We start from the raw sequence: 12,947 nt of genomic DNA, 5'->3' as shown, positions 1-12,947 counted from the left end.
TCCATGACCAAAACAAAATGGGGTTCTCTCGGCCTGTCGCTATTGATTGTAATTGCCCTGGTGGTCTGGCTGGCCGCTGGCGAGGTGGAGGTGGCCCGTGATGAGGCTCCGGAACGCCAGGGCGGCGAAGACCAGCATTTGACACGGGTGCAGGTGGAAACCCTGACGGCAAGGCTCTATGAGCCGGGTTTGTTGTTGCAGGGCCAACTGGAGCCCTGGAATTCGGTCATGCTCAGTGCCCAGGTGTCTGGCCGGGTGGAATCCCTTGCGGTTGGGCTGGGCGAGCAGGTCCGGGCCGGCCAGACACTGCTTACGATTTCCGATGAGGGGCGAAGCGCTGAAGTGCTCCGCTGGCAGTCCCGGGTACGTCAGTTGGAAGCCGACCTGGCTGCCGCCCGCCGGTTGAGGGCCGACAATCTTGCTGCCCAGTCTGACGTTCTGACCCTTGAAAGCGAGTTGGCGGCAGCCAATGCCGAACTGGCAGTTGCCCGGCAGGCGGTCAGTAACCTGACCCCGGAAGCACCCTTCGATGGAGTCATCAACAGCAAGTCCGTGGACACCGGCGATTTTGTGCAGGTGGGCTCACCGCTGTTCCAGTTGGTGCAGGTCGACCGGCTCAAGGCGACCGCTCAGATTCCCCAACAGTCGGTGGCCAACGTAGTCCCCGGCCGGCCGGTTCGCGTCGATCTGCTCGATGGCAGACGGTTGTCCGGGGTGGTGACATTTGTCGCCAGCGCAGCCTCCGAGGAGACCCGGAGCTTTGCGGTGCAGGTTGCCGTTGAAAACCCCGACCGGCGACGGGTAGCCGGCGGCAGCGCCAGTCTCCGGGTCGCACTGCCAGAGGTGAAGGCGATGTTTATTTCACCCGCCTACCTTTCGCTGGGCGACGATGGACGCCCAGGGGTGAAATACGTGAACGGCGAGAACCGTGTTGCTTTTGGTGAGGTGAGACTTCTGAGCGTATCCACCGAGGGGGCCTGGGTTACCGGTTTGCCGGATGAAATCCGCCTCATTACCCGGGGCGGCGGTTTCGTCAGTGCCGGGGAGAGGGTGGTGCCGGTTAACGCAGCCGAAGACAGGGGTTAGGCCGAATGCGCGCGCTGATCTTTGCGGCCATTGACCGCAGCCGTACCACCTTGCTGACCCTGCTGTTTCTGATTCTCGGTGGCATCGCCGCATTTCAGGCTATCCCCAAGGAAGCCAATCCCGACGTCACCATTCCGATGATCTATGTGTCCATGACCCTGGAGGGCATCAGCCCGGAGGACGCCGAGCGCCTGCTGGTGCGGCCCATGGAGCAGGAGCTGCGATCCCTCGAGGGGATCAAGGAAATGCGTGGTATAGCATCGGAAGGGCATGCCTCGGTGATGCTGGAGTTTGATGCCGGCTTTGATCCGGACAAAGCCCTGCAGGATGTGCGTGAGAAAGTGGACACCGCACGCGCCAAGTTGCCCCGGGAAGCCGACGAGCCCCGGGTGAACGAGATCAACGTATCGCTGTTTCCGGTGCTGTCTATCGGGTTGTCTGGGCCATTGTCCGAGCGGGAGCTGATAACCATTGCCCGGCGGTTCCAGGATGCCATAGAGTCCATACCGGAAGTGCTGGAAGTGGAGATCGGCGGTGATCGGGAAGATCTTCTGGAAATCGTGGTGGATCCCCAGGTTCTGGAAAGCTATGGCATTGATTTCGACCAGTTGGCGTCACTGGTAACGCGCAACAATCAGCTGGTGGCGGCCGGTTCCCTGGACACCGGGCACGGTCGCATGGCCCTGAAAGTGCCCGGGGTGATCGAGACCATCGAGGATGTGATGTCCATGCCGGTCAAGGTGGATGGCGATACCGTGGTGACCTTCGGGGATGTCGCCATGCTCCAGCGCACCTTCAAGGACCCGACCGGTTTTGCCCGCATAAACGGGGAGCCGGCCCTGGTGCTGGAAGTTTCCAAGCGCGCCGGGGCCAACATCATCGAAACCATTGCCCAGATCCGGGAGCTTGTTGCCCAGGCCAGGCAACGGCTTCCGGACAGCCTTGAGATCCGCTACATCATGGATCAGTCCGAGGAAGTGCGTGACATTCTCAGCGACCTGCTGAACAACGTCCTCACGGCCATTGTGCTGGTGATTATTGTGGTCATTGCCGCCATGGGCCCGCGTTCCGCGGTAATGGTAGGGCTCACCATCCCGGGGGCATTCCTGACCGGGATTCTGGTGATCTGGAGTATGGGGCTCACCCTCAATATCGTGGTGCTGTTCAGCCTGATCCTGGTGGCCGGCATGCTGGTCGATGGCGCCATTGTGGTGTCTGAACTGGCGGACCGGAACCTGTCGGATGGCCAGACGGTGAAAGGCGCCTGGGCCGAAGCCGCGAGCCGGATGGCCTGGCCGATCATTGCCTCCACGGCGACCACGCTTGCGGTATTCGTGCCTTTGCTGTTCTGGCCCGGCGTGGTGGGCGAGTTCATGCAGTTCCTGCCGTTGACGGTCATTATCTGTCTGGCGGCATCGCTGGCGATGGCACTGGTGTTCCTGCCGGTACTGGGCAGCATCAGCGGTGGTCGTCGGGTCCGGCAGGGGCAGACAACCGGCCGGCTGATGCAAGGCTATCGCGGTTTGCTGTCGGTGCTGTTGAAGTGGCCGGGGCTGACACTGGTTGGCGTGTTGTGTGTGATCGCGCTGATCTACGCCGCCTATGCCCGTTTCAATCATGGCGTGGAATTCTTTCCCAGTGTTGAACCGGATTCGGCCCAGGTGCAGGTGCGCGCCAGAGGCGATCTGTCGGTGTGGGAGCGGGATGCGATTGTTCGTGAGGTGGAGCGGCGGCTACAGGGTATGCCGGAGGTTAAGGCTCTCTACGCGCGTTCCATGGTCAGTGCCAGTACCCAGATGGCACCGGATGTGATCGGAGTTCTGCAGTTCCAGTTTACTGACTGGTTCACCCGGCGCCCCGCCAGTGCCATTCTGGAGGATTTCCGCGCGCTGACGGCAGACATTCCGGGCGTTGAGCTGGAGTTTCGCAAGCAGGAGGGTGGCCCGAACGAGGGCAAACCCATCGAGCTGCAGGTGAGCAGTCGCTCGGCAGACAATCTCAATGGCTATGTGGACAAAATCGAAGCTCATATGCGGGATCTGGGTGGTTTTGTAGATATCGAGGACGACCGGAGCCTGCCTGGCATCGAGTGGCGGTTGCAGGTGGATCGGGAGGCGGCAGCCCGGTTCGGAACTGATGTGCTGGGTATTGGCAGTGCGGTGCGCCTGGTGACCAATGGTCTGATGCTGGCGACCTATCGCCCGGAGGATGTCCGGGATGAGGTGGATATTGTGGTGCGGGTGCCCAACAACTGGCGGGAGCTGGACCACCTTCAGCGGCAGACCATTCACACTGCCCGGGGCCAGGTGCCACTGTCGCAGTTCGTCGATCTTCAGCCGGGAAACAAGACCGGGAGTATTGTCCGGGTGGATGGCCAGCGCACCGTGACCATCAAGTCCGATCTGGCCCCGGGCCGTCGCGTGGACGAACTGTTGCGCTCGCTACAGGCGGAAATGCCCGAACTTCCCGAGGGCATTTCGGTAACATTCGCCGGTGAAAACGAGGATCAGCAGCAGGCCGCCAATTTTCTGGTGACGGCGTTTCTGGTGGCCATCGGCCTTATGCTGCTGATCCTGGTCACCCAGTTCAATTCGCTCTACCAGACCTTCCTGATTCTGTCGGCCATTGTGCTTTCCACCGCCGGGGTGCTTCTGGGGTTGCTGGTCAACGGGCAGGCGTTCGGCATCGTGATGGTCGGCATGGGCATCATCGCCCTATCGGGTATTGTGGTGAACAACAACATCATCCTGATCGATACCTACAACGAAATGCGCAAGCAGGGGCTCGCGGCCTATGAGGCCGCCCTGGAAACCGGCTGCCTGCGCTTGCGGCCAGTCCTGCTCACCGCCATCACCACAGTGCTGGGGCTGATGCCCATGGTACTGGGGGTGAATGTCGATCTCCTGACGCCTTCCCTCGGCGTCGGGGCACCATCCACCCAGTGGTGGACGCAGTTGTCCAGCGCCATCGCCGGAGGCCTGACCTTTGCCACCATACTGACGCTGCTGCTGACACCGGCACTGCTGGTGCTGGGTAACCGCTCGGGCCAGGCCCTCGGCAGGTGGTTTGGCAGGGGTAGCAATCGCTGAAACAAGCGACGAATCCACTCCCGGTTCTGTTCCACGACGCGCACCTGCTGATTGTCCACAAACCGGCATGTCTACCCGGTACACCACCTGGACCGGCCCACGTCCGGGATCCTGGTGTTTGCCATGTGGTGCCGGATCAGCCCGCGAAATAACGCTGGATAATGTCTGAAAACGGCTGGGGCCTGCTGTACCGGTAACCCTGCAGGTAGTCGCAGCCTTTCTCGAACAGCCAGGTTTCATGGGCTTCGGTTTCAACCCCCTCGGCTACTACCGACAGCCCAAGTCCCCCTGCCAGACCAATGATGGAGAGGGTAATGGCACAGTCGTTCTCATCATCCGGCAGGCCCTTGATGAACGACCGATCGATCTTGATCCGGGAAAACGGCAGGCTTTTGAGCCGGGAGAGCGAGGAGTAACCAGTACCGAAATCGTCGATAGCCAGTTCGGCACCGGCCGCGACCAACTGCTCCAGTACCTTGCCGATCACCCCGAAGTCGCCCTGAATGGAATCCTCGGTCACTTCGAACTGCAGTGCGCTGACCGGCATCTGCTGGTCCCTGCAAATCTGCTGAACCAGTTCCGGCAGCTCCGGAACCAGTACCTGCTCTGCAGACAGATTGACCGAGATGGTCGGCAGGTGGATGCCCCTCTCTCTGGCTTCGCGCCAGTTGGCACAGACACGTTTCAACACGCAGGCTCCCAACTGGTACATCAGCCCGGCGTTGCGCGCCACATCCAGAAACTCAATGGGCGAGAGCCAGCCGCGTTCCCGGTGTTGCCATCGAACCAGCGCTTCCATGCTTTCAACCGCTCGCCCTGTGCTGTCCATAATCGGTTGATAGAACACATCCAGAGAACCGGATTGCAAGGCCTCACGCAGGTCACTTTCCAGGGCGAAACGCGAGCGCGCGGTCATCTGTATTTCGGAATCGAACAGAGTGGATCGATTCCGGCCCTGGCGTTTGGCGTGATACATGGCGGCTTCGGCGCCCCGGAGCAGTTCTTCCGGTTCCTGGCAGTCTCCGGGATAATGGCAGATGCCCATACTGGCGCTAACGTTCAGGCTCTGTTCGGACACCCGGATCGGCTGGCGAATGCGGCTCTGGATTTCCCGGGTTACTTCCTCCAGGAAGCCGGGCAGGGTGTAGTTGCGGATGACCATCGCGAATTCATCGCCGCCGATACGGGCAAGGAAGTCCTTGCCGGCCAGTTGAATCTCTTTCAGCCTCTGGCCGATATCGGCAATAACCTGATCCCCCGCCTGGGGGCCAAGCCCGTCGTTGATAACCTTCAGGCGGTCCACATCAATCCAGAGCAAGGCCAGGCTGCCAGACCCCCGGCGCCTGATCTTGTGCACCAGGTGGCCGATGCGATCCCGCAGTGAGTCCATGTTGGCGAGGCCGGTGAGGGAGTCGTAACGCTTGACGTAGTCGAGGGCGCGTTTCGATCGTAGCCAGGCTTCGTGGGTATTCATCAGGCTGACGGTGTCAGCAATGGCGACCGCCAGAGAAATGTCGGGAACGGACCACTCCCGGCATTTATGGGATTCAAGGCAGATCACGCCGCTGAGATGTTCGCCATCGAAGATGGGGGCGTCCAGCATGGCGTGAATATTCTGGACCGACAGGTAGCCCCGGTCGAAAGACCGGGTGCGGGGATCATTCTGGGCATCGTCCACCGCAATCACCCGTTCTGCCGTAATGGCACGAAAGTACTCGGGGTGGTCAGACCGGAACAGATTGACGCCGGAGTCGTCCTGCGGGACGCAACTATTGCTGCCGGGCTGCGCCTCATCGTGCAACCATTCACAGGTTATGCGGTCGCGCTCGGGAGGAAACACCCAGACACTGGCCCGCTTCACGCCAAGCAGCCGGGTACACAATTCTGTGAGGGCGGCCAGCTTTCGGGGGCGGGCCATCTCGATGAAACCAATGTTGTGGCTCAGTTCCATCAGCGCCTTGTGATGGGTCACCAGGACTTCGCTGTCACGCATGGCCGGGCTCAATACAATGTCCTTTTCATTTGAAATACGAACGGCCTTGGGTCTTGGTTCGGTGCAGAGGGCAGTTTATTGCCGAACTTCCTGTAAAATATGGCAGTTGTCGGTATCTGTGTCCAATTCAGAGCGGATCCGTCGCTTTCACTCTACTGCATTGCAAAAGATCGCAACATGTCATTTTGCGTAGCTATGACTGAGTTTTGAATCAGTCGCTCCTTCCTGGCACTTTTCATAAACCCTGTCAGGTAATAAGCTGGCAGCCTTAACTTATTGTCAGCGACCCCGATGGAATTTACAGAACCTCTCGTACGCCACTTCCTTGGCATCTTTTTCCTGATGATCGGCCTGCAGTTTGCCGGCCGGAGCCTGGGACTGTTCCGGCGCATGCAGTTTTCCCACATCAATTATGGTGAGCGTGGCAGTGCGCCCTGGTGGCACCGGCATATCTTCAACGTGTTCCGGGCACTTATCCTGGGTGTTTGCGTGGTGCGGATTTTTGCCGACATTGACGGCTGGCTGGGCGTATTCGACTGGCTCTATCACTGGCCGGTGCTGTTGGCGGGCATGCTGTTACTGTTAGGTGCGTTCGCCGTCGCCAACTACCTGCAGGCCTATATGCACGAGGACTGGCGCTCCGGTATTGCCCCCGGCACTGACCAGCAAAAACTGCTGACCGAAGGGCCTTTCTCGCGTTCCCGGAACCCGGTGTTCCTGGCGGTAATGGCGGGGCAGTTCGGGTTTTTCCTGGCCCTGCCCAGTGTGTTTTCCCTGGTGTGCCTCATCGCCGGCGTGCTGGTGATTACCCGCCAGGCCCGGGAGGAAGAAAAGGCACTGGCGGACAGATTCGGGGAGGACTACGAGCGTTACCGGGTGCGGGTGCCGCGCTGGTTCTGACCGGGCAAGACGTTACGCGGACTTCTTCCGCGCTTCCTTGACCACATCGTAGGCATGGCTGATTTCCCGGGTGCGCTCCTCGGCCATTTCCCGCATGCTTTCGGGCAAGCCGCGACCTGCCAGTTTGTCCGGATGGTTTTCACTCATCAGCTTGCGGTAGGCCTTCTTGAGCTCCACATCGCTGGCAGAGGGCGCGACGCCCAGAACCTTGTAGGCATCACTGATCTGGTCCGCCGAGGAGGGCTGGCCGGCGCCGGCCCGATGGGTGTGGGCACCCCGGAGCATCGCTTCCAGTTGGTCGACCTGGCTCTCGGGCAGGCCCAGGCCCCGGGCAATTCGTACCAGCATCTCATGTTCGGCCGGATGCACCACACCGTCTGCGGCCACCGCGGAAACCTGCACCTGGAGGAACATCTGCAGGAAAGCGGGCTGCCGGCCGCTGGCCTGCAGGAACCGATTGAGCTCTGCCTCCAGATCGAAGCCCGGCTCCTTGCCCCGGTTGAATGCGGCCCTGGCCCTGGCTCTTTGCTCTTCGTTCAGGCGGAAGCGCACAAACATGGTCTCCGCCATCTGGATTTCATCCCGGGAGATAACCCCGTCGGCCTTGCAGAGTGCGCCCATTACCGCAAAAACCGAGTCAACAAAGCCGGACTGGATGCTCTGGAGCTTGCCGACCAAACGGCGCTTGAGACGATTGAAGGCGAAGGCGCCGATTGCCGCACCCACCAGAAAGCCCGTGAATTTGCCAAAGGCGTAACCGATCAGGCCGCCAACGATGATTGCAAACAGCATTAAATTGTCCTTACCAGGAATGGATCAGCTTACAGAATATACGTGTTTTTCAGCCCGGCTTCATGAAAAGGCTTTCATCGACGGGGTCGATCTGCTCGGGGCGCAGGTGCGCTTCGGCGTAGCGTTGGTAGGTGCCTGATCGGACAAACAGCTCAAAGGCAGCTCGATCGAGATGGCCGTCCTCCACCATCCTGTCCATGATGGTCAGTGACTCGGTGAGAGTCTTGCCCTCCTTGTAGGGCCGGTCCACGGCAGTCAGCGCCTCGAACACATCGGCAATCGCCATGATCCGCTCGGGAACGCTCATCTCGGCGGCGGTCAGGCCGCAGGGGTAGCCGTTGCCGTCCATCCGCTCGTGATGGGTTCCTGCCAGTCTTGGCACATTGGCCAGCCGGTCTGGCAGGGGCAGGGCGTCAAGCATGCAGATGGTCTGCACAATATGCTCGTTGATCTTGAAGCGCTCTTCGTCGGTCAGAGTGCCTTTTGCCACGGTAAGATTGTGTAGCTCGCCGCGGTTGTATTGGTATTCCGGCAGCGCCATGTCGAAGCCCCAGCGGTTGCGTGGGTCGTCCCTGCGAACCGGAGGAATATGTTCTCCCCAGGGCCTTAGATGCTCCGGTTTGTCTGCAAGCAGCGGTTCGGTGGCCGGCAGTGGCGGCGCCGGAACATCCTTCAGGGCCTGTTGTTCATCCGGTGACAGGCCAAGGCGGTCGCTGAAATGGCGCAGCCAGGTTTGTCGGCCGATGGTGCGGATCCGTTCGATGTCCGCCTCGTGCATGAACTCGCCGCCCTGATTGGACCGGGCGATAAATTCAAACTCGTCTTGCAGGCGAGCCCGGGTTTCCCGGCGTTCCCGCTCTGCCGCGGATTCATAGTCACCGACCAGGAGCCGGTTGAGATAATGGATTTCCGCATCCCGCCACAGCACTTCAAACCGGGTGCGTATCTCATGGACCCGGTTGTGGATGGTTTCCAGTTTGACGGCCTTGTCGACCACATATTCCGGGCTGGTGATCTTGCCGCAATCGTGCAACCAGGCGGCCAGATGGAATTCCTGCCGTTGTTCCTCGGTCATGCTGAAGGAACCAAAAGCCAGGTCGTCACTGACCAGGGCTTCGTCGACCAGCATCTGGGCAAGCTTCGGCACCCGCTCGCAGTGCCCGCCGGTATAGGGCGATTTGGCGTCGATGGCGTTGGCCACCAGCCGGATAATGCCTTCCAGAAGGGCCTGCTGGCTTTCAATTAGCTCCCGGGTTTCTATGGCAACGGCGGCGGAACCGGCAATCTCATCGACAAACACAATCAGGTCATCACTCAGTTGGGTGTTGGCGCCCAGTTCCATCTCGATTGCCAGCACGCCGATCAGCCGCTTGCGCCGGTTGCGCAGGATGGCAAATACCGGGTGGCCGGAGGTGCGCTGGCGGAGCAGCCGGATAACTTCATTATCGTCACTGTCTGCCGGCAGCCCGTCGATGGTTTCCGGCAGTTCCAGTTTCTGCTTCACGGCCAGCGTGAGCCGCTCCTGCTGGCGGCTGAACAGGTAAATGCCGCCCCGCTCCTGGCCAAGAATGTGAACGATCTGCTCCAGGATATCCTGCAGCAGGTTGTTGAGGTCCTGGCCCCGATTGAGCACGGTGGCGATGCTCTGGAAGCTACGGATGGTTTTGGCCATATCATCCAGCGCCACACTGAGCTGGCGGGCTTCCCGGATATGGGAATCGGACCGGATGGGCGTATCAAACCGGAACCGCGACAGCCGGCTGACCTGGTCGGTGAGGTGCTCCAGCGGGCGGCCGACCTGGCGGCCCAGGAACCAGCCGACCACCAGCAGAAGCAGGGCAATCAGGCCGGCGATGACCGTTTGCCGGGCCAGGGCCTGCCAGACCTCGGCCAGCAGTTCGTCGGCCGGAATCGCCACCGCGATGGTCAGCTCTTCTTGCTGAAGCGCGCCGAGCGGCTCGGTCATGCCGTACCAGTCCCGCCCTTCGGCCGTGAACTGGTTCACGGGGCTACCCGCAATGTCCTCTCCCGCCTGATTCAGTGCCCCGGCAATGGCCGGGCCGGGGTGGTTGCGGTTGCCGGAATCGGCCAGCACCTGGTGCTCCCGGTTAACAATCGCAATCCGGGTGTTGGGGGTTTGTCGCAGCTCCGCCAACTGGCTACTCAGGTCAGTGACGGTGACGTCGATCCCGAAGATGGTGCCTGCGCCGCCGGTCTCCGGCGACGCTTTGCGGGAGAGGGTAATGCCGGTCTCCCGGGTGGTGAAAAAGGCATAGGGCGCGGACAGCTCGGTTGATTCGGACACCTTCGCCGCCTTGAACCAGGGGCGAGTCCGGGGATCATAGGTGTAGGCGGGCACCGGGATGCGCTTGATCAGTTGCATGTCGGCGTTGTAGAACCGCCATTCCCCCGGGATCTCACCGGAACTCCGGGTAATGGTCTGGAGCACATAGCGGGTTGCTTCCGGGGCGTCGGGAAACTGCAGGGTGCCCGAACTTCGAACCTTGCGCAGGAGAACGAAGTCGCCGCTCGGATAACCGGCGTAGACCGCGCTGACGATGTTGCTGCTCTGCAGAATGTCTGCCAGTACCGGCAATCGCTCAAGGCGGCGGGCCAACGTCTGTGCGCCAGCGAGGGAATCGTGACTGAGAACCGCAAGGGCGGTTGATGGCGGTGCGGTGATGGAATGAATCCGGTCATCAACACTGACCGCAAGCTGTTTTGCCGTGGCGCTGGCGGCGGATACCTTGGCGGCCTCCATGCCCCGGAAGCTCTGGGCAATTAACACGACCGTCAGCACGAGCATGCCGAGGGTGATCGCCGATGCAATCAGAAGGGCCAGTGATATCTGGGCCGACTGGCGTTTTCGATGCATGGTTGATCCTTGCGGGTGTACATTGGCGTAAGACGACAGGGCATCGCCGTGGCACTCGATAGTAAATAGCGTAGACCCTCGCCGCTGTTTTTTCTGTTTTTCCATGAAAAGTCACAAGTTATGACACACGACCTGTTTGCGGAACTGCCACCGGAGCCGACCTGCGAAAGCCTGATGGAGGGTGCCGTGGTGCTGCGCCAGTTCGCCCTGGCGGAGACGGATCAGCTTCTGGCCGGCATTCGGCAAGTGACGGCCCAGGCCCCGCTTCGGCAGATGAAGACCCCCGGCGGCCACACCATGTCGGTGGCCATGAGTTGCTGCGGTGAGCAGGGCTGGGTGACCGACAGCCGGGGTTATCGCTACCAGCCAGAGGACCCGGTTTCTGACCAGCCCTGGCCGGCGATGCCGGAAGCTCTTTACAGGTTTGCCGGGAGGGCGGCGGATGCCGCGGGTTTTCCGGGTTTTGAGCCGGACTCGTGCCTGATCAATTGCTACCGGCCGGGCGCTAAAATGGGGCTGCACCAGGACAGGGACGAACAGGATTTCAGCCAGCCCATCGTATCGGTTTCCCTGGGCTTGCCGGTGGTGTTCCAGTTTGGCGGGCTGAAACGCAACGAGCGCCCCATCAAGGTTCCGCTCGCCCATGGTGATGTGGTGGTGTGGGGTGGTCCGGCCCGCCTGCGGTATCACGGGGTGTTAACCCTGAAGGCGGGCGAGCACCCGCTGACCGGGGCCTGCCGCTACAACCTGACTTTCCGCAGAGCCCGGTAACTCTTTACTGCAACCAGGCGGCCAGCAGGCCTGCCACCAGGGACAGTCCCATCGGCACGCCCACCAACAGCCCGGTCTGGCGGTTGCCAATGAAACCGGCCAGGCCGGATTTGACCAGATTATTGGTGGCGGCGGCGATTACGATACCGATCACCGCCGTGTTCATGGCCAGACTGTTGTTGGACATGCGGGTGAGCGACAGGGTAATGGCGTCTACGTCGGCAATCCCGGACGTGGCGGCCAGGGCGTAGATGCCGGCGTTGCCCAGCCAGTTTCCCAGAAACTCGCCTAACAGCAGAATGGCGGTAAGCAACAGCCCGAACACCAGGGCCGAACTGAGATCCAGAGGGTTCTGGTTCAGGGTTGGCTGGCTGACCTGGAGCTCGCGATTGTTCCTGCGCCAGATGAAAAAGGCCGGCACATACAGCAGGGCGCTCATCACCACGACTGGCCAGATCAGACTGGGCAACAGGTCCCGGTTGATCACAAAACAGTAAACCAGAATTCGGGGAAACATGGTGCCGCAGGCAATCAGGATGCCGGTGGCAAACTGGGCGTTCAGATGCGGATTTTTCGAGGCCTGGCGGGCAAAGTGCAGGGTGAGGGCGGTGGAGGAGCTCAGCCCGGCAAACAGGCTGGTAAACAGGATGCCCTTGCGCGTGCCGGCCAGCCGGATCGCGAAGTAACCGACAAAGGAGATGGAGGCGATCATCACCACCATCCACCAGATTTCCCGGGGATTGAGCACACCGCCCGGGCCCATTTTCTCATTGGGCAGTAGGGGCAGCATCACCACGGAAATCAGCAACAGCTTGAGCCCCGCGTCCAGCTCATAATCTTTCAGCTTGTTGACCCAGCCGTGTATCTCTTCCTTTTTGTCCAGAATGATGGCGGTGACAACCGCGGCGGCGGAGGCGATCACAGGGTCGACGGCAACCGCCACTGCGCCGAAGCAGAAGGTGAGCACCATGCCCACCATGCCGGTGATGCTGAAATTGCGAATATGCGCCAGCCGCTCACTGTAGGCCACAACCGCCATGGCCACCACGCTGATCAGCAAGACGGGAAACGCCCACTCGGTAATTTCCCGGGCCAGTAATGCCGACATACCGCCCAGCAGGCCCACCAGGGCAAAGGTGCGGATGCCGGCAATCCGCTCGCCGGATTTCTGTTCCCGGGCATCCCAGCCCCGCTCCAGGCCGATGATGGCACCCAACAAAAGGGCAACGGCCAGGTTGAGGGTGGTCTGGTTTCCGGCCAGAAACTGGGAAGCAACGTCATCCATGGGGTGGTGCAAGCTCCTCTTAAACAATGAATGTTCTGATGATAGCAGCAGAGGGAGTCGGTCGTTAGGCCTCTAAGAGTATACCCCTAACCGCCTTACTTTCCGGGTGGCGGTCTGGTAAGCTTCGCGACCCTGAAATTCGCAGTTACCTGATTA

General features: G+C 60.8%; 9 protein-coding genes. 5 read left to right on the top strand and 4 right to left on the bottom strand.

The window, feature by feature from the left end:
• Positions 1-3 precede the first annotated feature (3 nt).
• From msub_RS08395 to msub_RS22525, 3 genes are read left to right on the top strand one after another with little or no spacing between them, the layout of a single operon-like run.
• Entirely contained in the window at positions 4-1,086 is a 1,083-nt protein-coding gene (locus tag msub_RS08395; RefSeq protein ID WP_048495587.1) for an efflux RND transporter periplasmic adaptor subunit, read from the top strand.
• 5 nt (positions 1,087-1,091) lie between these two features.
• Positions 1,092-4,175 carry an efflux RND transporter permease subunit gene (locus tag msub_RS08390; RefSeq protein WP_048495586.1) on the top strand — a complete coding sequence of 1,028 codons (3,084 nt, stop codon included), beginning with the start codon at positions 1,092-1,094 and terminating at the stop codon, positions 4,173-4,175.
• A gap of 51 nt (positions 4,176-4,226) precedes the next feature.
• Positions 4,227-4,337: a pseudouridine synthase gene (locus msub_RS22525; protein ID WP_337956241.1), complete on the top strand. Its 111-nt coding sequence runs from the start codon at positions 4,227-4,229 to the stop codon at positions 4,335-4,337.
• On the opposite strand, the gene msub_RS08385 is transcribed toward msub_RS22525, so the two are convergent.
• Positions 4,312-6,180, bottom strand: coding sequence for a sensor domain-containing phosphodiesterase (locus msub_RS08385; RefSeq protein WP_227506672.1), 1,869 nt, complete (start codon positions 6,178-6,180; stop codon positions 4,312-4,314). The genes msub_RS22525 and msub_RS08385 overlap by 26 nt on opposite strands.
• Before the next feature lie 279 nt (positions 6,181-6,459).
• Here msub_RS08385 and msub_RS08380 point away from each other — a divergent pair, with 279 nt between their 5' ends.
• Positions 6,460-7,068 (top strand): methyltransferase family protein, encoded by a 609-nt coding sequence (locus msub_RS08380; protein WP_048495585.1) that lies wholly within the window; start codon positions 6,460-6,462, stop codon positions 7,066-7,068.
• Between the two features lie 12 nt (positions 7,069-7,080).
• Here msub_RS08380 and djlA read toward each other — a convergent pair whose 3' ends face one another.
• Both djlA and msub_RS08370 read right to left on the bottom strand, forming a co-directional pair.
• Positions 7,081-7,860, bottom strand: coding sequence for a co-chaperone DjlA (gene djlA, locus msub_RS08375; protein WP_048495584.1), 780 nt, complete (start codon positions 7,858-7,860; stop codon positions 7,081-7,083).
• 49 nt (positions 7,861-7,909) lie between these two features.
• Positions 7,910-10,735, bottom strand: coding sequence for an HD domain-containing phosphohydrolase (locus tag msub_RS08370; protein WP_048495583.1), 2,826 nt, complete (start codon positions 10,733-10,735; stop codon positions 7,910-7,912).
• A 120-nt stretch (positions 10,736-10,855) separates the two neighbouring features.
• On the opposite strand from msub_RS08370, the gene alkB reads away from it, so the two are divergent.
• The gene (alkB, locus tag msub_RS08365) at positions 10,856-11,506 is read left to right on the top strand and encodes a DNA oxidative demethylase AlkB (protein ID WP_048495582.1); all 651 of its coding nucleotides are present in this window, start codon (positions 10,856-10,858) and stop codon (positions 11,504-11,506) included.
• Between the two features lie 4 nt (positions 11,507-11,510).
• Here alkB and msub_RS08360 read toward each other — a convergent pair whose 3' ends face one another.
• On the bottom strand, positions 11,511-12,791 hold the full coding sequence (locus msub_RS08360) for an MgtC/SapB family protein (protein WP_048495581.1): 1,281 nt from the start codon (positions 12,789-12,791) through the stop codon (positions 11,511-11,513).
• Positions 12,792-12,947 lie beyond the last annotated feature (156 nt).

The sequence above is a fragment of the Marinobacter subterrani genome, assembly GCF_001045555.1.
GTDB classification, from domain to species: domain Bacteria; phylum Pseudomonadota; class Gammaproteobacteria; order Pseudomonadales; family Oleiphilaceae; genus Marinobacter; species Marinobacter subterrani.
The sequence above is the reverse complement of the archived record's forward strand: the minus strand, read 5'-3'. Positions and strand labels throughout refer to the sequence as shown.

Coding starts and splice junctions, on each gene's coding strand:
- msub_RS08360 (WP_048495581.1), bottom strand. CDS start 12,791: ATGGATGACGTTGCTTCCCAGTTTCTGGCCGGAAACCAGACCACCCTC.
- msub_RS08380 (WP_048495585.1), top strand. CDS start 6,460: ATGGAATTTACAGAACCTCTCGTACGCCACTTCCTTGGCATCTTTTTC.
- msub_RS08390 (WP_048495586.1), top strand. CDS start 1,092: ATGCGCGCGCTGATCTTTGCGGCCATTGACCGCAGCCGTACCACCTTG.
- msub_RS08395 (WP_048495587.1), top strand. CDS start 4: ATGACCAAAACAAAATGGGGTTCTCTCGGCCTGTCGCTATTGATTGTA.
- msub_RS08370 (WP_048495583.1), bottom strand. CDS start 10,735: ATGCATCGAAAACGCCAGTCGGCCCAGATATCACTGGCCCTTCTGATT.
- djlA (WP_048495584.1), bottom strand. CDS start 7,860: ATGCTGTTTGCAATCATCGTTGGCGGCCTGATCGGTTACGCCTTTGGC.
- alkB (WP_048495582.1), top strand. CDS start 10,856: ATGACACACGACCTGTTTGCGGAACTGCCACCGGAGCCGACCTGCGAA.